General features: G+C 67.1%; 17 protein-coding genes. 9 read left to right on the top strand and 8 right to left on the bottom strand.

The features are described 5' to 3' along the window. The first annotated feature begins 53 nt into the window (after positions 1-53). From VEIS_RS20135 to hemW, 4 genes are all read left to right on the top strand, one after another. A complete protein-coding gene (locus VEIS_RS20135; RefSeq protein WP_011811850.1) occupies positions 54-1,076 on the top strand; it encodes a serine/threonine protein kinase in 1,023 nt (340 codons plus the stop codon). Beyond that, the gene (locus VEIS_RS20130; RefSeq protein ID WP_011811849.1) at positions 1,073-1,972 is read left to right on the top strand and encodes a PP2C family protein-serine/threonine phosphatase; all 900 of its coding nucleotides are present in this window, start codon (positions 1,073-1,075) and stop codon (positions 1,970-1,972) included. Before VEIS_RS20135 ends, VEIS_RS20130 begins: the two co-directional genes overlap by 4 nt. A gap of 152 nt (positions 1,973-2,124) precedes the next feature. After that, complete coding sequence (gene rdgB, locus VEIS_RS20125) at positions 2,125-2,724, top strand: RdgB/HAM1 family non-canonical purine NTP pyrophosphatase (RefSeq protein WP_011811848.1); 600 nt, start codon at positions 2,125-2,127, stop codon at positions 2,722-2,724. Between the two features lie 29 nt (positions 2,725-2,753). After that, positions 2,754-4,004: a radical SAM family heme chaperone HemW gene (gene hemW / locus VEIS_RS20120; RefSeq protein ID WP_011811847.1), complete on the top strand. Its 1,251-nt coding sequence runs from the start codon at positions 2,754-2,756 to the stop codon at positions 4,002-4,004. An 89-nt stretch (positions 4,005-4,093) separates the two neighbouring features. Here the strand turns inward: hemW and VEIS_RS20115 are convergent, their stop codons facing one another. Beyond that, on the bottom strand, positions 4,094-4,441 hold the full coding sequence (locus VEIS_RS20115) for an I78 family peptidase inhibitor (protein ID WP_011811846.1): 348 nt from the start codon (positions 4,439-4,441) through the stop codon (positions 4,094-4,096). A 150-nt stretch (positions 4,442-4,591) separates the two neighbouring features. After that, positions 4,592-5,296 (bottom strand): TetR/AcrR family transcriptional regulator, encoded by a 705-nt coding sequence (locus VEIS_RS20110; protein WP_011811845.1) that lies wholly within the window; start codon positions 5,294-5,296, stop codon positions 4,592-4,594. Positions 5,297-5,457: 161 nt separating this feature from the next. Between VEIS_RS20110 and VEIS_RS20105 the strand changes: the two genes are divergently transcribed. From VEIS_RS20105 to VEIS_RS20085, 5 genes are all read left to right on the top strand, one after another. Next, positions 5,458-6,891: an NAD(P)-dependent oxidoreductase gene (locus tag VEIS_RS20105; RefSeq protein ID WP_011811844.1), complete on the top strand. Its 1,434-nt coding sequence runs from the start codon at positions 5,458-5,460 to the stop codon at positions 6,889-6,891. A gap of 12 nt (positions 6,892-6,903) precedes the next feature. Beyond that, the gene (preA, locus tag VEIS_RS20100; protein ID WP_011811843.1) at positions 6,904-8,214 is read left to right on the top strand and encodes an NAD-dependent dihydropyrimidine dehydrogenase subunit PreA; all 1,311 of its coding nucleotides are present in this window, start codon (positions 6,904-6,906) and stop codon (positions 8,212-8,214) included. A 79-nt stretch (positions 8,215-8,293) separates the two neighbouring features. After that, entirely contained in the window at positions 8,294-9,775 is a 1,482-nt protein-coding gene (locus VEIS_RS20095) for an NCS1 family nucleobase:cation symporter-1 (protein ID WP_041951095.1), read from the top strand. Positions 9,776-9,788: 13 nt separating this feature from the next. Further along, on the top strand, positions 9,789-11,240 hold the full coding sequence (gene hydA, locus VEIS_RS20090; RefSeq protein WP_011811841.1) for a dihydropyrimidinase: 1,452 nt from the start codon (positions 9,789-9,791) through the stop codon (positions 11,238-11,240). A gap of 64 nt (positions 11,241-11,304) precedes the next feature. After that, a complete protein-coding gene (locus VEIS_RS20085; protein ID WP_041951094.1) occupies positions 11,305-12,564 on the top strand; it encodes a Zn-dependent hydrolase in 1,260 nt (419 codons plus the stop codon). 217 nt (positions 12,565-12,781) lie between these two features. Here the strand turns inward: VEIS_RS20085 and VEIS_RS20080 are convergent, their stop codons facing one another. The 6 genes from VEIS_RS20080 to VEIS_RS20060 all read right to left on the bottom strand — a co-directional run bounded on the left by VEIS_RS20080 (position 12,782) and on the right by VEIS_RS20060 (position 19,324). Next, complete coding sequence (locus VEIS_RS20080; RefSeq protein ID WP_011811839.1) at positions 12,782-13,186, bottom strand: type II toxin-antitoxin system VapC family toxin; 405 nt, start codon at positions 13,184-13,186, stop codon at positions 12,782-12,784. Beyond that, positions 13,183-13,458, bottom strand: coding sequence for an AbrB/MazE/SpoVT family DNA-binding domain-containing protein (locus VEIS_RS20075; protein ID WP_041951093.1), 276 nt, complete (start codon positions 13,456-13,458; stop codon positions 13,183-13,185). Before VEIS_RS20075 ends, VEIS_RS20080 begins: the two co-directional genes overlap by 4 nt. Next, positions 13,440-13,691, bottom strand: a complete 252-nt coding sequence (locus VEIS_RS29180) for a hypothetical protein (RefSeq protein ID WP_157048610.1) — start codon at positions 13,689-13,691, stop codon at positions 13,440-13,442. The genes VEIS_RS20075 and VEIS_RS29180 overlap by 19 nt, the downstream gene beginning before the upstream one ends. Positions 13,692-13,808: 117 nt before the next feature. Continuing rightward, the gene (locus VEIS_RS20070) at positions 13,809-16,079 is read right to left on the bottom strand and encodes an Ig-like domain-containing protein (protein WP_011811837.1); all 2,271 of its coding nucleotides are present in this window, start codon (positions 16,077-16,079) and stop codon (positions 13,809-13,811) included. 704 nt (positions 16,080-16,783) lie between these two features. Beyond that, complete coding sequence (locus VEIS_RS29175; RefSeq protein ID WP_157048609.1) at positions 16,784-16,978, bottom strand: hypothetical protein; 195 nt, start codon at positions 16,976-16,978, stop codon at positions 16,784-16,786. Next, complete coding sequence (locus VEIS_RS20060) at positions 16,979-19,324, bottom strand: Ig-like domain-containing protein (RefSeq protein ID WP_011811836.1); 2,346 nt, start codon at positions 19,322-19,324, stop codon at positions 16,979-16,981. Positions 19,325-19,441: the final 117 nt, after the last annotated feature.

The following is a 19,441-nucleotide window of genomic DNA, read 5'->3' as shown; positions in this document are numbered from 1 at the left end:
CGATCCGGCGATTATCCTGGTTCCGCCCTACCTACCAGATTCCTTCGCAAAATATGTCAAAAATCAAGCCGGCTCCTCTGCTGCCAGATACCCTCATAGGGGGCTACCGCGTGGTGCGCCGGCTGTCCTCTGGCGGCTTCGGCGTGGTCTATCTGGCCCTGGATCCCGAAGGCCAGCAGGTGGCCATCAAGGAATACCTGCCCGCAGCGCTGGCCACGCGCGCGCCCGGGGAGTTGCTGCCCAAGGTGCCGTCGGACAAGCTCTCGCTGTACCGCCTGGGGCTCAAGAGCTTTTTTGAAGAGGGGCGCGCGCTGGCGCAGATATCGCACGCATCGGTGGTGAGCGTGCTCAATTTCTTCCGCGAAAACGAAACGGTCTACATGGTGATGAATTATCTGGAGGGCGCGACCTTGCAGGACTTCATCGTCACCGCGCGCGACCTCAAGACGCAAAAGGTGTTTCGCGAGTCCACCATCCGCTCCTTGTTCGACGAGGTGCTGCGCGGCCTGCGCATCGTGCACCAGCACAAGATGCTGCACCTGGATATCAAGCCGGCCAACATCTTCATCACCGACAGCAACAAGGCGGTGATGATCGACTTCGGCGCGGCCCGCGAGGTGCTGTCCAAAGAGGGCAACTTCATACGCCCGATGTACACGCCCGGTTTCGCGGCCCCCGAGATGTACCGGCGCGATTCCTCGATGGGCCCGTGGACCGACATCTACGCGATCGGCGCCTGTATCTACGCCAGCATGCAGGGTTTTCCGCCAAACGAGGTGCCCCAGCGCATCGAGAAAGACCGCCTCGCGCTGGCGCTGACCAAGCTGCGCGGGGTGTATTCCGACAACCTCATCGAGATGGTGCAATGGTGCATGGCGCTCGACCCGCTGTCGCGCCCGCAGTCGGTGTTTGCGCTGCAAAAGGAACTCAGCCGCGAAGGCGAGCGCCGTTACACCAAGCTCACGGTGGCCGAGAAGATGCGGTTGCAGCTCGACACCATGGTGTCGTCGGACTTGAAAAAGAGTGAGCAGAAGGCGTCGACCGAAGTCATCGCTCATGGAGCCAGGCCCAAATGAAGTTCTCCGTATTCCAGATCAGCCGCCAGGGCGGCCGAGACAAGAACGAAGACCGCATGGGCTATTGCTACACGCGCGAGTCGGGCCTGTTCGTGCTGGCCGACGGCATGGGCGGACACCCCGAGGGCGAGGTGGCGGCGCAGCTTGCATTGCAGACCGTCTCGGCGCTGTTCCAGCGCCAGGCCAAGCCGCAGCTCAGCGATGTGCAGGGTTTCCTCACCGATGCGCTGCTGGTCGCTCACCACCAGATCCTGCGCTACGCGGCCGACAAGGGCATGTCCGACACGCCGCGCACGACCCTGGTGGCCGCCGTGCTGCAAGCCGGCAGCGCCAGTTGGATCCATTGCGGCGACTCGCGCCTGTACATGGTGCGCAATGCCGCGCTGCTGACCCGCACGCGCGACCACTCCTACATGGAACTGCGCAACACCCCGCCGCCCGGGCAAGAGCGCATCAACCGCAACGTGCTGTTTACCTGCCTGGGTTCCCCGACCAAGCCCATTTACGACCTCGCCGGCCCCGTGCACCTGGAGCAGGGCGACCGCATCCTGCTGTGCTCCGATGGCCTGTGGAGCACGCTCAGCGACGCAGACATTGCCCGGCTGCTGGCGCGCAACACGGTCTCGCGCGCCGTGCCCGGTCTGGTGGAAGAGGCTTTGCGCAAGGCCGGCGACAACAGCGACAACGTCACCGCAGTGGCGCTCGAGTGGGAGATGCCCGATGCGCTGGCGCCCCCCCGGGAGGGGGTTGTCGACGACCGCGCCGGCCTGTTTGCCTCCACGATACAGGCCAGGCCGCCCGAAGAAGCGGTCGAGGAGCAGGACGAGACGACGATCGAGCGCTCCATCGCCGCGATCAACGAGGTCATTCGCCGCGCCACGGCGCGCAAGACCTGATGGCCCGACGCGGCAAGACCCGAGCGCATCGCGCCGCAAAGGCAGCGGGGCGGCAGCGGCCGGGCGCCCGATCTCCCTGATCTCCCTGATCTCCCCACTGACCGACGGCAACCAACGCACAGGAACCATGCGCCCACGCGCATCCCGACCCGATGAAGATCGTGCTCGCATCGAACAACCCCGGCAAACTGGCCGAGTTGCAAACCATGCTCGCGCCGCTGGGCGTCGAACTGCAGCGCCAGGCCGACCTGGGCGTGGGCCAGGCCGCCGAGCCTTTTCGCACTTTCGTCGAGAACGCGCTGGCCAAGGCGCGTTTTGCCGCCGCGCATACCGGCCTGCCGGCGCTGGCCGACGACGCCGGCCTGTGCGTCGACGCCTTTGGCGGGCTGCCGGGTGTGGACACGGCCGACTACGCGACCCGGTTCGGCCATGCCAGGGGCGAGGCCAACAATGTGCGCGCCTTGCTGGAGCAGATGCAAGGCATCGATGAGCGCCGCGCCGCGCTGGTCAGCACGCTGGTGGCCGTGCGCAGCCCCGACGACCCGGAGCCGCTGATCGCCGTCGGCCGCGTGGTCGGCCAGATCACGCGCGCGCCGCGCGGCAGCAACGGTTTCGGGTTCGACCCGGTGCTGCTCCTGCCCGGGCTTGGCAAGACCTTTGCCGAACTGCCTGCCGAAGTGAAAAACGCCCACAGCCACCGTGGCCGCGCAGCGCAGCAGATGCTGGCCTTGCTGCGCGAGCGCTGGTTGTGACCGTCGCGCGCGCCCGCCCGGCCAAGCCCATGGCCAGCGCTGCGTCCATCACGGCCGCCCCGGTGCGCGACGTTGCGCATTACCTGCGGCCCGGCAGCCTGCAGTTGCCCGTGCTGCCGCCGCTGTCGCTGTACGTGCATCTGCCCTGGTGCCTGCGCAAATGCCCTTATTGCGACTTCAACTCGCATGCCTTGCGCGCCGGCAACGCCGGGAGCGCCGCCGAACCACTGCCCGAGCAGCGCTACCTGGCGGCGCTGATGGCCGACCTGGAGGCGGCGCTGCCGCTGGTCTGGGGCCGCATGGTGCGCAGCGTCTTCATCGGCGGGGGCACGCCCAGCCTGTTTTCGCCCGCCGCGATCGACCAGTTGATCGGCGCCATCCGCGCCCGCCTGCCGCTCGTGCCCGCCTGCGAGATCACGCTGGAGGCCAATCCCGGCAGCTTCGAGAAAGAGCGCTTCCGGGCCTTCCGGGCGGCGGGCGTGACACGCTTGTCGGTGGGAGTGCAAAGTTTCGCTGACCGGCACCTCGCGGCCCTGGGCCGGGTGCACGACCGCGCCCAGGCCCTGGCCGCAGTGCAAGAGGCGGCCCAGGCGTTCGAGACCTTCAACCTCGACATCATGTACGCGCTGCCGGGCCAGACCCTGCAAGAGTTGGAGCAGGACTTGCGCCAGGCGTTGGCGCTCGAGCCGCCGCACATCAGCGTCTACCAGTTGACGATCGAGCCCAACACCCGCTTCGCCAAGTTTCCCCCGGCCCTGCCCGAGGACGACCTGGCCTATGCGATGCTCGACCGCATCACGCAACTGACCGGGCAGGCCGGGCTGGCGCGCTACGAAATCTCGGCCTACGCGCGGCCCGGCCAGCAATGCGCCCACAACACCAACTACTGGCAGTTTGGCGACTACCTGGGCATAGGCGCAGGCGCCCACAGCAAGCTCAGCTTTGCGCACCGGGTGGTGCGGCAGGTGCGGCTGCGCGAACCGGGCCGGTACATGGAGCAGGCCCTGGCCGGGCGCGCATTGGCGCAGGACGAGGAGGTGCGCCGGGCCGATCTGCCGTTCGAGTTCATGCTCAACGCGCTGCGCCTGTGCGACGGCTTCGCGCCGCAGGACTTCATGGCCCGCACCGGCCTGCCGCTGTCGGCCATCGCCGAAGGTCTGGCGAGCGCCGAGCGCCAAGGTCTGATCGAGCGCAGCATGGAGCGCATACGCGCCACGCCACGGGGCCTGGACTTCCTGAACGACTTGCAGGTGCTGTTTCTGGCCGATCGGGAGCGCTGATCGGGGGCGATCGGCGGCCGCCGCCACGGCCTGCGCACGGCGCGATCAACTGCAACGCGCAGCGCGCTCGACGGCAATGCGCGCAGCGCTCAGCCGCAGCGCGCGGTGATGATGCGGCCGTTGCCGTCCACCTGCAGGCTGAGCCGCTGCGCGTTGAACTCCTTGGTGATGGTCTGCCCGGGCCGCAGGATGCGCGCCATCCGCGCGCCGGAGCGCGCCCTTGCGGACTCCACCACCGATGCCGTGCTGCTTTGCCCCAGCACCACCTGCGCCGGCTGCGCATTGCACAGTCCCCCCGGGGCAGCCGCAGCAGCCGCAGCAGCCGCGGCACCGGGCGCTGCCGGGGTCTGCCCGTTGCCGGCGCAAGCGGCCAGCGTCAGCACCGTGGCCAGGCCGCCGAGCATGGCCGCGAAAGGTGCGAAAGTGGTTTTCGGCATGGGGCAGTTCCTGAAAGACGGGGCCGTCACGATACAGCCTCCAGGCGCGCACGCCGCAGGCGACGCAGCAAGGGCCGCAGATGCCGCAGCCCGCGCGTCTGCGCGCACGCCGCAGGCGACAGGCGACAGGCGGCGCATGGCGTCATGGCGTCATGGCGCTTGGCCCGGGCCGGCAGCATCTGGCGCCAGTGCGCTGAGCACCATGCGCACGATCAGCGCCTCGGCCTTTTCATAGTCGCCCTCGGTCAGGGCCGGCTTGCCCAGCAGCAGCGCGAACTGCGCTTGCAGTTCCGCGTAGGCTTGCGTGACCGACCAGATGATGAACATCAGGTGCGTGAAGTCCACCTTGGCGATGCGCCCTTCGCGCGCCCAGCGCGCGAAGCGGCGCACATCGGTCTTGAGCAGCGGTGCGACGCGCTCGGCGATCACCCGGCCATAGCGCGGCGCGCCGGCAATCACCTCTTTGGCGAACACCTGCACGCCCTGGGGGCGGGTGCGCGAGTAATGCAGCTTGGCGTGGATGTAGCGGCGCAGGGCCTGCTGCGGGTCGTCGCTGTGCGAGATGTCTTGCATGCTGGCCAGCCACTGGGTCAGCACATCGTCGAGCACGCGCTGGTAGAGCGCCTCCTTGCTGGGAAAGTAGTACAGCAGCTTATGGCGGCTGATGCCGATGGCCGCAGCAATGCTCTCCAGCGATGCGCCCTCGAAGCCGAACTGGGCAAAGTGGTTCTCGGCCTGCGCCAGGATGCCCTGCTCCTTGAGCAGGCGCGAGGCCCGGGGTGCACGGGGGGCGGGGTCTTTGTCGGTGGTGGCGCGTGCGGCGCTGTCGTTGGTGAACTGGCGGATGTCGGTCATCGCACCATTGTGGGACAAGCCGGGCGCCGTCCCCCCGGGGTGGACAGGCATGGGGCTTGCTTCAGGGATTTTACCAATTGGTAAATTTTTACGGCTTGGTAGATTACCGCGACCGCGACGGGCAAGCCCCGGCACGCGCACCACGATGAGGCCCCACCACGATGGACACACCCACGACCCGGGCCTGTGGCCTGCACGCCGCACGCCTGACCCCGGCTGACTACGCCGCCAACTTCGGCGCCGCCCATCCGCCGCTGACCCGGCCCCGGGCGCTGATCGAGGCCGAGCGCTGCTACTACTGCCACGACGCGCCATGCACCACGGCCTGCCCCACCGGGATCGATGTCCCCTCATTCATCCAGCGCATTGCGCAGGACAACGACCGGGGCGCGGCGCGCGCCATCTTGCAGGCCAACCCGCTCGGCGGCATCTGCGCCCGGGTCTGCCCCACCGAACTGCTGTGCGAGCAGGCCTGTGTGCGCAATACCCATGAGGACAAGCCGGTGGCGATCGGCGGGTTGCAGCGCTACGCCACCGATGCCTTTTTCGCCCACCCGGGGGCGCCGCTGTTCCAGCGCGCAGCGGCCACGGGCCGCCGTGTGGCCGTGGTCGGGGCGGGGCCTGCGGGCCTGGCCTGCGCCCATGGCCTGGCGCTGCGCGGCCACGCCGTGGTGCTGTTCGAGGCGCGTCCGAAACCGGGCGGCCTCAATGAATATGGCCTGGCCAGCTACAAGACCACCGGCGATTTCGCGCAGCAGGAGGTGGCCTGGCTGCTGTCGGTCGGCGGCATCGAGGTGCGCACCGGCCAGCAGTTGGGGCGCGACATGGCGCTCGACGACCTGCTCGGCGATTACGACGCGGTGTTCCTGGGCCTGGGGCTGGCGGGCGTGAATGCGCTCGGGCTGGAGGTGGCCGGGGCCAACCCTGGGGTCCATCCCGGGGCCAACCCCGGGGCGAACTCCGCAGCCGCTCCGATGGCCAACCCCGGGGCCGAGCCTGCGGGCCTGCGCAACGCGGTCGATTTCATTGCCGAACTGCGCCAGAGCGCGGACCTGTCCACGCTGCCGGTGGGCCGGCGCGTGCTGGTCATCGGCGGCGGCATGACGGCGATCGATGCTGCCGTGCAGGCGCGCCTGCTGGGCGCGCAGGAGGTGAGCATCGTCTACCGGCGCGGCGCCGAGGACATGCCGGCATCGCCGGTGGAGCGGGCCTGGGCGCAAACCCGGGGCGTGACGCTGCGCCACTGGGCCAGCCCCAAGGAACTGCTGTGCGCAGACGGTGCCGTGCAGGGCATGCGCTTTGCCGCAACGGCGCTGCAGGCCGGCCGGCTGGTCGAGACCGGCGAGAGCTTCACGCTCGCGGCCGACATGGTGCTCAAGGCCATTGGCCAGCGCTATCTGGCCGAGCCGGCGGGCCGGCGCATCGCGCTGGAGGCGGGCCGCATCGCCACCGACGCGCTGGGCCGCACCAGTCTGGCGCGGGTCTGGGCCGGCGGCGACTGCCGCGCGGGCGGGCCGGATCTGACCGTGCAAGCCGTGCAGCATGGCAAGCAGGCCGCGCTCTCGATCCACGAAGCCTTGCTTGGGCAGCATTGACCGGAGGGCACCATGGCAGATCTGCGCAGCCGTTTCCTGGGCATCGCAAGCCCCAACCCGTTCTGGCTGGCCTCTGCGCCGCCGACCGACAAGGAGATCAACGTCACCCGCGCCTTCGAGGCCGGCTGGGGCGGCGTGGTCTGGAAGACGCTGGGCGAAGACCCGGCGGTCGTCAACGTCAATGGCCCGCGCTACGCGACGCTGATGTCGCAAGACCGCCGCGTGATCGGCTTGAACAACATCGAACTGATCACCGACCGGCCCCTGCACACCAACCTGGCCGAGATCCGGCGCGTCAAGCGCCGCTGGCCCGGGCGCGCGCTGATCGTTTCGCTGATGGTGGCCTGCGAAGAACTGCGCTGGAAGAACATCCTGGCGCAGGTCGAAGACACCGGCGCCGATGGCGTCGAACTGAACTTCGGCTGCCCCCATGGCATGAGCGAGCGCGGCATGGGCGCCGCCGTGGGGCAGGTGCCCGAATACATCACGCTGGTCACGGCCTGGTGTAAGCACTACAGCCGGCTGCCGGTGATCGTCAAGCTCACGCCCAACATCACCGATGTGCGCCAGGCCGCGCGCGCCGCCCGGGCCGGCGGGGCCGACGCGGTGTCGCTGATCAACACCATCAACTCGGTGATGGGGGTGGATCTGGAGCGCATGCAGATGATCCCGAGCACCGATGGCTGGGGTTCGCACGGCGGCTACTGCGGCCCGGCCGTGCTGCCGATTGCGCTGCACATGGTGGCCGAGATTGCGCGCGATGCGCCCACCGCCGGCCTGCCGCTGAGCGGCATCGGCGGCATCGGCACCTGGCGCGACGCGGCGCAGTTCATTGCGCTCGGCTGCAGCACGGTGCAGGTGTGCACGGCGGCCATGGTGTACGGCTTCAAGATCGTGCAGGACATGTGCGACGGGCTGTCGAACTTCATGGACCGGCATGGCTACCGGACGACGCAAGATTTCAAAGGCCAGGCCCTGCCCAGCGTCAAGGACTGGAAGCAGTTGAACCTGAACCACATCGAAAAAGCGGTCATCGACCAGGCGGCCTGCATCCGCTGCGGCCGCTGCCATGCGGTGTGCGAAGACAGCGCGCACCAGGCGATCACGGCCATGGTGGACGGTGTGCGGCGCTTTCAGGTGAAAGAAGAGGAATGCGTGGGCTGCAACCTGTGCGCATCGATCTGCCCGGTGCCCGACTGCATCACCATGCGCGCGCTGAAACCGGGCGAGGTCGATGCGCGCACCGGCATCCGGGTCAGCGGCGCATACGCGAACTGGACGACGCATCCGAACAACCCGCAACGCCTGTCCGCAGCGGACTGAGCGCCGCGCCGAAACCGCCGATGACCGATCCCGACCCCGAGCCCGACCCCCGAAGCCTTTGACAGGAGTGCAGGCCATGATGACCCACCGTACCGGCAGCGCCACCGATCTGGCGCAGCAGATGCCCGGCAACACATCGGAGACGCTGACGAACCAGGACTTGCTGCCCACCACGCCCGCGCAGCGCCACTGGAATTGGAAAGACTTCGCCGCGCTCTGGGTCGGCATGGTGGTGTGCGTGCCCACCTACACCATGGCCAGTTCGATGCTGGACCAGGGCTTTAGCTGGCAGATGGCGGTGTGGCTGGTGTTTCTGGCCAACTGCATCGTGCTCGTGCCGATGGTGCTCATCGGGCGCGTGGGGCCGCGCTACGGGGTGCCGTTTCCGGTGCTGGCGCGCGCGTCGTTCGGCGTCAAAGGGGCCAATCTGCCGGCCGTGCTGCGTGGTCTGGTGGCCTGCGGGTGGTTTTCCATCAACTGCTACTTCGGCGCGCTGGCGCTGCATGGCTTTCTGAACGTCCTGGGCCTGGGGCTGGCAGGCCCGGCCCAGGGGCAGACCATCAGCAGCTCGCAATTCTTCTGCTTTCTGGCGTTCTGGGCCGTGCATATCTGGTTCATCTGGAAGGGCTTGGAATCGATCCGCAAGCTCGAAGTGATTGCCGCGCCGCTGATGATCGCGGCCTCGATCCTGCTGGTGCTGGTGCTGCTGCAGAGGGTGCCCTCGGGCCAACTGCTGAACCTGCCCGCCAAAGTGGTCGAAGGCGGCCCCCGAACCTGGGCCGCGCTCACCGGTCTGGTGGGCTTTTGGGCCACGCTGGCGCTGAACATCCCGGACTTCACGCGCTTTGCCAAATCGCAACGCGACCAGTTCCTGGGCCAGGCCATCGGCCTGCCGCTGCCGATGGCGCTGTTTTCCATGGTCGGCGTGATCGGTTTCTCGGCCTCGGCCATCCTGTATGGCAAGGCGCAGTTGTTTCCCGACGGCCTGCTGTCCCAGATGGGCAGCCTGGCTTCGGGCCTGGGCCTGCTGGTCATCCTGCTGGCCAACCTGACCACCAATGTGGCCGCCAACCTGGTCGCGCCATCGTATGACTTCAGCCAATGCGCGCCGGCCAGAATCAGCTTTCGCACGGGCGGCCTGATCGCCGCCGGCATCGGCCTGCTGTTCATGCCCTGGAAGCTGCTGGCCACCTCCGGCAGCTATCTGTTCACCTGGCTGGGCGGCTACGGCACGCTGCTGGGCGCCATCGCCGGCATCTTGCTGGTCGACTACTACCTGGTGCGCCACGGCCGGCTCGTGGTCGATGACCTGTACCGCCGTGGCGGCGAGTACGAGTACCGCAACGGCTGGAACCCGCAGGCGCTGATCGCGTTCTTGCTGGGCGTGCTGCCGTGCCTGCCGGGCTATCTGGCCGTGTCGGGCGTGGTCGATATGGCCGGCATGCCTGCGTTCTGGCTCACGCTGTTCGATTCGGGCTGGTTCTTCAGCCTGGCCGTGGCGGGCGGCTACTACTACCTGAGCGCAAAGAAAAAGCGACCCCCGTCCGATCCACGCCCCTGAAGGAGATCTCCCCATGAACCAAGCCCTTGTGATTCGCGGCGGCACCGTGGTCAACGCCGACCGGGAACAAACTGCCGATCTGCTGTGCGTCGATGGCCGCATCGTGGCGCTGGGCGCCGATGCGGCGGCGCAGGCGCCCGCCGGCGCGCAGACCCTCGATGCCAGCGGCCAGTACATCCTGCCCGGCGGCATCGACCCCCACACCCACATGCAACTGCCGTTCATGGGCACCGTGACCGCAGACGACTTTTTCACCGGCACGGCAGCCGGCCTGGCCGGCGGCACGACCAGCATCATCGACTTCGTCATCCCCGATCCGCAGGAGCCGCCCATGGCCGCCTACCGCAAGTGGCGCGGCTGGGCCGAAAAGTCTGCGGCCGACTACGGCTTTCATGTGGCCATCACCTGGTGGAGCGAGCAGGTGCACGCCGACATGGGCCAACTGGTGCAAGAAGAAGGCGTGAACAGCTTCAAGCACTTCATGGCCTACAAGAACGCCATCATGTGCGACGACGAAACGCTGGTAAACAGCTTCCAGCGCGCGCTGGAACTGGGCGCCATGCCCACGGTGCATGCCGAAAACGGCGAACTGGTCTACCGGCTACAGCAGGACGTGGCCAAAAAAGGCATCACCGGCCCCGAAGGCCATCCGCTGGCCCGCCCGCCGCTGGTCGAGGCCGAGGCCGCCCAGCGCGCCATCGCCATTGCCGAGGTGCTCGGAGTGCCGATCTATGTGGTGCATGTCAGTTGCCAGGAAGCCGCCGACGCGATAGCCCGCGCCCGCGCGCGCGGCCAGCGCGTGTACGGCGAAGTGCTGGCCGGGCACCTGCTGATCGACGACAGCGTGTACCGCGACCCGGACTTCGCCCGGGCCGCAGCGCATGTGATGAGCCCGCCGTTTCGCCCCAAAGCCCACCAGGAGGCGCTCTGGCGCGGCCTGCAATCGGGCCAGTTGCAAACCACGGCCACCGACCACTGCGTGTTTTGCGCCGCGCAAAAAGCCATGGGCCAAAAGAACTTCGCCCACATCCCCAATGGCACCGGCGGCGTGGAAGAGCGCATGGCCGTCATCTGGGACGCCGGCGTGAATAGCGGGCGCCTGACGCCCAGCGAATTCGTGGCCATCACCTCGGCCAACGCGGCCCGCCTGTTCAACATCTACCCGCGCAAAGGCTTCATCGGCGCCGGCGCCGACGCCGACCTGGTGCTGTGGGACCCCGAGGGCACGAAAACCATCTCGGCCAAGACCCAGCACAGCAAGGGCGACTTCAACATCTTTGAAGGCCGCAGCGTGCGCGGCATCGCCGCCCATACCGTGAGCCAGGGCCGCGTGGTCTACGCCAACGGCGAACTACGCGCCGAGCCAGGCCGGGGCCGCTACATCGCGCGCCCGGCGTTTGGCGCCAACTTCCAGGCCCTGCAAAAACGCGCCCGGCATTTGGCCCCGGCCGCCGTGGCCCGCTGACCGAATGGCGCAATGACCGAATGGCGCAATGACCGACCGACACATCGAGGAGACCCCCATGGACATGGACACCCGCACCACCACCGACATCGGCAAACTGCGCATCGACGGCCAACGCCTGTGGGCCGCGCTGATGGAACTGGCACAGATCGGCGCCACGCCCAAGGGCGGCGTGTGCCGCCTGACCCTGACCGACCTGGACAAGCAGGGGCGCGATCTGGTCACGCGCTGGGCGCGCGAAGCCGGCATGACCGTGACCATCGACAAAATCGGCAACTGCTTCATGCGCCGCGCAGGCCGTAACGACCAACTGCCCCCGATCATGACCGGCAGCCATATCGACACCCAGCCCACGGGCGGCAAGTTCGACGGCAACTACGGCGTGCTGGCGGGCATCGAAGTGGTGCGCACGCTCAACGACCACGGCATCACGACCGAGGCGCCGATCGAAGTGGCGTTCTGGACCAACGAAGAAGGCTCGCGCTTCGTGCCGGTGATGATGGGCTCGGGCGTATTCGCCAAAGCCTTCACGCTCGAACATGCGTATGCGGCCACCGACACCGAGGGCAAGACCGTCAAGGGCGAGCTCGAACGCATCGGCTACATCGGCGCGCAGGAGCCGGGCGAGCACCCGGTAGGCGCGTACTTCGAGACGCACATCGAGCAAGGCCCGGTGCTGCAAGACAACGACACCACCATCGGCGTGGTCAGCGGCGTGCTCGGCATCCGCTGGTACGACTGCACCGTCACCGGCATGGAAGCCCACGCCGGCCCCACCCCGATGGCGCTGCGCAAGGACGCGCTGCAGGTGGCCAGCCAGTTGATGCAACAAGTGGTGGCCTGCGCCCGGCGCCATCCCCCCCATGGCCGCGGCACCGTCGGCATGGTCCAGGTGCACCCGAACAGCCGCAACGTGATCCCGGGCCAGGTCAAATTCAGCATCGACCTGCGCAACGCCACCGACGCCGACTGCGAACGCATGGACCAGGACATCCGCGCCGTGGCCGCGCAACTGAGCGCCGACACCGGGCTGCCGATCCATATCGAACCGGTCTCCAGCTACCCCGCCCAACGCTTTCACCCCGACTGCGTGGCCGCCGTGGCCCGCGCCGCCGCCAAGCTCGGCTACTCGAACATGCCCACCGTCTCGGGCGCCGGGCATGACGCGGTGTACATGGCGCGCCTGGCGCCCGCCGGCATGGTGTTCATCCCCTGCAAGGACGGCATCAGCCACAACGAAATCGAAGACGCCAAGCCCGAGCACATCACGGCCGGCTGCAATGTGCTGTTGCACGCGATGCTGGAGCGGGCCGGCGTGGTTTGACGGGCCAGGGGCCGGTCTTGGCCCGGGAGATCGGGACATGGATGCGGGGCATGAATGCCCCCCGGCGCCCGCGCAATATCTTGCTGTCGGTCATCATTGTCGTGGGGCTGGCCGCCCGGTGCGCATGGGACGGCCGATCGTGGCGTGTCAGCAGTCCTGCACGGGTCGCCCTGCGATGTCGGGATCGATCGGAACTCGCCTGCGACACAGCGGGTCGCTATCTCTCCAGCCAGTTCTCTACCTTGAGCTTGCGGATGCGGCTGAACTCGCGCGTGTTGTCCGTCACCAGCGTGAGGCCGAGCGCACAGGCGTGCGCGGCGATCAGCAAATCGTTCATGCCGATGGACTGTCCCGCCGCCTCCAACTCAGCGCGAATGCCGCCATATCCGGCGTCAGCCGGAATATCCAGCGGCAGCACCGGGACCGTTTCGAGCAAGCCTTCCACCCTGGCGAGCAGCTGGGGCGAACCCTTCTTTGCGCAGCCATAGCGCAGTTCGGCTGCGACGATGATGCTGGTGAAAATCTGCTTCGGCCCGGCTTGCTCGATGCGACGTGCCGCAGGCCCGTTCGGGTTGCGGATCACATCGCTGATGATGTTCGTGTCCAGCAGATATCCGCTCAAAATATGTCCTCCGGCCGGGCGGGCATGTCAGGAATGGCCAACAACTGATCTTCTGGCCCAAGCGGTGCTTCCTTCCTCCACTCGGCCAGTAGTTCGACGATGTTCGTTGGCCGGGTCACTGGCTCGACGATGAGTTTGCTGCCTTCGCGGTGGATCATCACACGATCCCCGGGCAACTCGAACTCCACAGGAATCCGCACCGCCTGGCTGCGGTTGTTGCGAAACAGCTTGGCCTCTTTGGGCCTGGATGGCGTCAACAGGGGGGCAGGCATGGCATGGTTCTCCAATGTATATGCCATATTGTATATGCCTGATCGCAACGGGTGCGCCATGCGGCTGTTTCCCGTGTCGCGTCACGGATCAGATGTCGTAGGCTGCGCGCAGCCATCGGAGCGCAGCGCAAGGCGCATCGCTTGCCCATACCGAGCTGTATTGGCAAGCGATGCAACGCCGCGATGCGCTTCGATGGCCAGCGCGGACCGACAGATGATCGGTGACGCGACACCAGGACTTGGCCTTGCAAGCCGGGCATCCGTTCGACGCCGAGCCAGAGCGATCGCTGGCCGCCACGCGCAGCCGCACGGCGCGCGTGGCGGATGTGCGCAGGGCCAATCAGTGCCCGTCAGTACCAAAAGCCATGCGAATCGACCTGGGCCGACTGCCCGACGATGGACAGCGGCATCTTCGCCACGGCGCCGGGCGCGCTGATGCTGCCGTTGACCAGTCCGTCGGCATCGTACTGGCCGCCGTCCTGGATCTGAAAGTCCAGCCGCATGCGCCCGCCTTCGCTGGCCACCTTGCCACCATACGGTTCGCTGGCCAGGTTCACCCAGGTGCCGGCGCCGTTCTTGAGCCAGTAGCCGTTGGCGCCGAGCGCCTGATCTACGTACAGGCTGAAGCTCTCGGTGCTGCGGCCCTCGGCCAGCGATACCTTGAATGAGGTCAGGCCGATCGGCATCTCCATGCCCTTGGGCAGGTTGGCCGGGGCATCGCTGCGCACCAGTTCGGTGATGCGCGCGTTGCTGTCGGGGATCAATTTGCCGTTCTGGCTGCCGGCCACCAGGGTCTGGTCGCGGGTCGAAGCGACGGCGGCCTGCTGGCTGTCTTTGACGCCATCGCCGTTGCCATCACCAGCCATACCGGCCGAGCCGTCGGGGCGCAGCAGGCCGGGGGCCTGGTCCTCCCGGTTGTTGGACAGGCCGTCGCGGTCGGAGTCCGGCGCATCCGGCGCCTCCGGTGTGGCGGGTGCGACCGGGGGCCGGGTGAGGTTGGTCACCGCCCTGGCCGCAAAACTGGTCGCGTCGTCGCCGGTGCCGGCTTCCTGTACCGCCTTGTTATCGCTGGTGTCGGTGTCCTGGTAGGCGACGGTCACCGTCTGGCCGGTGGTCACGGCGCTGGCCAGGGTCAGCGTCACCGTCCTGGCCGCTGCATCCACCGTCACCCGGCTGACATCGATGCGCGTGCCATCGACCAGCACGGTAAAGGACTCGTTGGTCGGGGCACGGTCCGCGTTCCCGTCGAGCATCGTTTCGTCGCTGTAGCTCAGCACCAACTGCTCGCGATTCACCGTGGCGTTGCTGAGCACAAAGACCATGGTGTCTACGGTGTACTGGTTGAACGCGTAGGTGTTCGCCGCCGGGGCGTTGCCTGCGGCATCGCGCACGTTGTACAGGTTCAGGGTGAGCCGGTTGTTGGTGGTGCGCGCCAGTCTGGCCGTGGGGGTGAAGGTGGCGGTCCAGGTTGTGCCGTCGGTGCCGACCGGCGTCAGGTCGCCGAGCGTGCCGTTGGCCTGGGACAGATCGATGGCATTTTTCGCGAAGCCGGTGACGCGCTCGCTGAAGGTGAAGGTGATGGTGGCGCTTTCGCCAGCGGTCAGGCGGGCGTCGCTGATCGTCACGTTGACCGTGGGGCGCACGGTGTCGATGCCGAAGTTGCCGCTGGTGCCGGTGCCCACGCCGGCGTTGTCCTGCGCGTCCCGGACGCCGCTGAGGTTCACGCGGATGGTGTTGTTGGCGCTCTCGGTGCCGGGCTGGGGGGTGTAGGTGGCGTTCCAGACCTTGCCGTCGGTGCCGACCGCCGTCAGAGCGCCCAGCGTGCCTTTGCTGGTGTCGTACTGGATGTCCTCGGTACCAAAGCCGGTGACCTTCTCGCTGAAGGTGAAGGTGACGCTCATCGTCTCGCCGGCCCGCAGGATGGTGGTTGCCGGCGCGATGGTGACCGTGGGCGGCACACCGTCGTCGATGTTGTAGCGGGCCGGGACGCTCACCCCCCGGCCCGCGCCTGCGTTGCCCGGGACATCGGTGATGCCGTCGAGGTTGATCCGTATCTGGTTGCCATCGAGGCCCGTCGCGGGCCGGGTGGTCGGGGCCTCCAGGTCGACCAGCCAGGTGGTGGCGGCAGTGGTGGTGGCCGTGGTGTCGGTGGGGGCGACGCGCAGGTTGCTCAAAGTGCCCTTGCCGGCGTCTATCTGCAGGTCATCGATGGTGAAGCTGCTGCGGGTCACCAGTTCGCTGAAGGTGATGGTGATGGTGGTTTTTTCCCCGAGGCGCAGGTCGCTTTTGGCGATCGAGGCACTGGCAACGGTGGGCCGCAGGGTGTCGACGGCGAAGGTGACCTCTCCATCGGCGACATCGCCGGTGCCGTCGTAGCGGATTTTGGCGTCGGATTTCTCCAGGCCCGGGGTCGGTATGAATTGGGCTGTGAAGAATCTGGTGGTTGCAGTCCGATTCATCCCTGAGAGGGAACCGGCGTTCATCGTGCCGCCGGTGACGGTTACGTTATGAATCTGCCCCCGAACGACGAGCATGTCCTCCTTATTGTAGAAAGTAAAGGTGACCAAGGCGGTCTCGCCGGCTCTGACGATGGTCTTGTCGATGGTGATGGTGGAGGCCATGGTGCTATCCTTTCGACGAGGCGAGGATTACGCTGATGCGCTGATGCGCTGATGCGCTGATGCGCTGATGCGCTGATGCGCTGATGCGCTGATGCGCTGATGCGCTGATGCGCTGATGCGCTGATGCGCTGATGCGCTGATGCGCTGATGCGCTGATGCGCTGATGCGCTGATGCGCTGATGCGCTGATGCGCTGATGCGCTGATGCGCTGATGCGCTGATGCGCTGATGCGCTGATGCGCTGATGCGCTGATGCGCTGATGCGCTGATGCGCTGATGCGCTGATGCGCTGATGCGCTGATGCGCTGATGCGCTGATGCGCTGATGCGCTGATGCGCTGATGCGCTGATGCGCTGATGCGCTGATCAGGGGATGGGTGGGCGATGGCCACGGTGCTTTCCTTTCGATGGAATGGAGGGATGCAGGAGTTTGGTCGGGTTCCGTTCGTGTCTTGCGGCCAGGGCCGCAAGACACGAGTAAGAGGCGAGGGGTGTCAGCGATGCCTCGATGCCTGTTACCTCCCCCGGCGGGGTGCAACAACGATTTGCACCGCTGACAACCGTGGAACAAATTCCACTGCGCCAGAATATAGCGCACCGGCAACCCATCACCCCGGCGCTTGCTGCCCGGGGGGGTTGTCGCAGGTCAGGGCTTGCGCAAAAGTGCTGTCTGCGCCGCGCCTTCGCGTCCGATTCAGACATGGAATCAGGCAACGGCAGGGTGCCAGCGCCTTGGTGTCGCGTCACCGATCAGATGTCGCAGGCTGCTGCGCGCAGCCATCGGAGCGCAGCGCAAGGCGCAGCCAATCAATACAAATACCGAGCGTATTGGCCAGCGATGCAACGCCGCGCTGCGCTTCGATGGCCAGCGCAGACCGACAGATGGCCGGTGACGCGACACTCAGAACCAATACCCCCCCTGCGACTCGACCTGGGGCGGCGCCTGCCCGACGATGGACAGCGGCATCTTCGCTGCGGCGCCAAGGGCGGTGATGTGGCCATCGGCCAGCCCGTCGGCGTCGTACTGGCCGCCGTCCTGAATCTCAAAGTCCAGCCGCGTGCGCCCGCCTTCGGTGCTCATTTTGCCGCCGTAGGGTTCGCTGGCCAGGTTCACCCAGGTGCCGGCGCTGTCCTTGACCCAGTAGCCGTTGACGCCGAGCGCCGGGTCTACGTACAGGCTGAAGCTCTCGGTGTAGCGGCCTTCGGACAGGCCGACCCTGAATTGCGTCAGGCCGATCGGCATTTCCATGCCCTTGGGCAGGCTGGCGGGGGCTTCGTTGCGCACCAGTTCGGTGATGCGCGCATTGCTGCCGGGGATCAGTTTGCCGTCCTGGCTGCCGGCCACCAGGGTCAGGTCGCGGGTCGAGCTGACGGCGACCTGCTGGCTGTCCCGGATACCGTCGCCGTTGCCGTCGCCATCCGGGCCGGCCGAGCCATCGGGGCGCAGCAGGCCGGGGGCCTGGTCCTCCTGGGCGTTGGGCACACTGTCGTAGTCGGAGTCCAGCGCCCCAGACCCTCCAGACCCTCCAGACCCTCCAGACCCTCCAGACCCTCCAGACGCCCCAGACGCCCCAGACGCCCCAGACGCCTCCGGTGTGGCGGGTGCGACCGGGGACGGGGTGAGGTTGGTCACCGGCGTGGCCGCGAAGCTGGCCGCGTCGTCGCCGTCGTTGACCTCCTGTAGCGCTTTGCCGTCGCTGGTGTCGGTGTCCTGGTAGGCGATGCTCACCTGCTGGCCGGCAGCCACGGCGCGGGCCAGGGTCAGCGTGACCGTCCGGGCCGCTGCATCCACCGTCACCCGGCTGACGTCGATGCGCGTGCCATCGACCAGCACGGTAAAGGACTCGTTGGTCGGGGCGCGGTCTGCGTTCCCGTCGAGATCCGTTTCGGCGCCGTAGCCCAGCACCAACTGGTCGCGGTTCACCGTGGCGCTGCTGAGCGCAAAGACCATGGTGTCTACGGTGTACCGGAGCGAGTAGGTGTTGTTGGCGACGGTGTTGCCTGCGGCATCCCTGACATTGGCCAGGTTCAGGGTGAGCTGGCTGTTGGTGGAGGGGTAGGGGCGCTCCAGGTTGGCCGTGGGGGTGAAGGTGGCGGTCCAGGTTTTGCCGTCGGTGCCGACCGGGGTCAGGTCGCCGAGCGTGCCGTTGGCCCGGGACAGGCCGATGTCCTCTTTCGTGAAGCCGGTGACGCGCTCGCTGAAGGTGATGGTGATGGTGGCGGTTTCGCCAGCGGTGAGGCGCTCGTCGCTGATCGTCACGTTGACCGTGGGGCGCACGGTGTCGATGCTGAAGTTGCCGCTGGTGGCGGTGCCCACGCCGGCGTTGTCCCGCACGTCCCGGACGCCGCTGAGATTCACGCGGATGGTGTTTTCGGCGCTCTCGATGCCGGACCGGGGCGTGTAGCTGGCGCTCCAGACCTTGCCGTCGGTGCCGACGGCCGTCAGAGCGCCCAGCGTGCCTTTGCTGGTGTCGTACTGGATGTCCTCGGCACCAAAGCCGGTGACGCGCTCGTCGAAGGTGAAGGTGACGGTGAAGGACTCGCCGATCTTGAGGGTGGCGGGCTGGCCCGTGATGGCGACCGTGGGCGGCGCGTCGATGTTGTAGCGGGCGAGGCTCACCCCCCGGCTTGCGCCTGCGTTGCCCGGGACATCGGTGATGTCGTCGAGGTTGATCCGTATCTGGTTGCCATCGAGGCCCGTCGCGGGCCGGGTGGCCGGGGCCTCCAGGTCGACCAGCCAGGTGGTGGCGGCGGTGGTGGTGGCCGTGGTGTCGGAGGGGGCGACGCGCAGGTTGCTCAAAGTGCCCTTGCCGGCGTCCACCTGCAGGTCATCGAGCGTGAAGGTGTCGCGCAGCACCCGTTCGCTGAAGGTGATGGTGATGGTGGTTTTTTCCCCGAGGCGCAGGTCGCTTTTGGCGATCGAGGCACTGGCAACGGTGGGCCGCAGGGTGTCGACGGCGAAGGTGAGCTCTCCATCGGCGATATCGCCGGAGCCGTTGTAGCGGATTTTGCAGTCGGATTTCTCCAGGTTCGGGGTCGGTGTGAATCTGGCTTTGAAGGATATGTTGTTTGAAACGATGGTATGCACTCCGAGGGAATCGGCACTCAGCGTGCCGCCGGTGACGGTCACGTCACGAATCTGATCCCCATCGATGCGCATGTACTCGTTATTGATGAAAGTAAAGGTGACCCAGGCGGTCTCGCCGGCTCTGACGATGGGCTTGTTGATCCTGATGGTGGAGGCCATGGTGCTGTCCTTTCACAGTGGGGCGAGGATTACGCTGATGCGCGCTTGAATGTAGGCAGGAGGGTGGCGGTCACGGTGCCTCTCCTTTGGACGGAAGGGATGGATGCAAGGGCTTGA

This window comes from Verminephrobacter eiseniae EF01-2, assembly GCF_000015565.1.
In the GTDB taxonomy this organism is placed as follows: Bacteria; Pseudomonadota; Gammaproteobacteria; order Burkholderiales; family Burkholderiaceae_C; genus Acidovorax; species Acidovorax eiseniae.
This window is presented reverse-complemented; position numbering and strand designations above follow the sequence as displayed.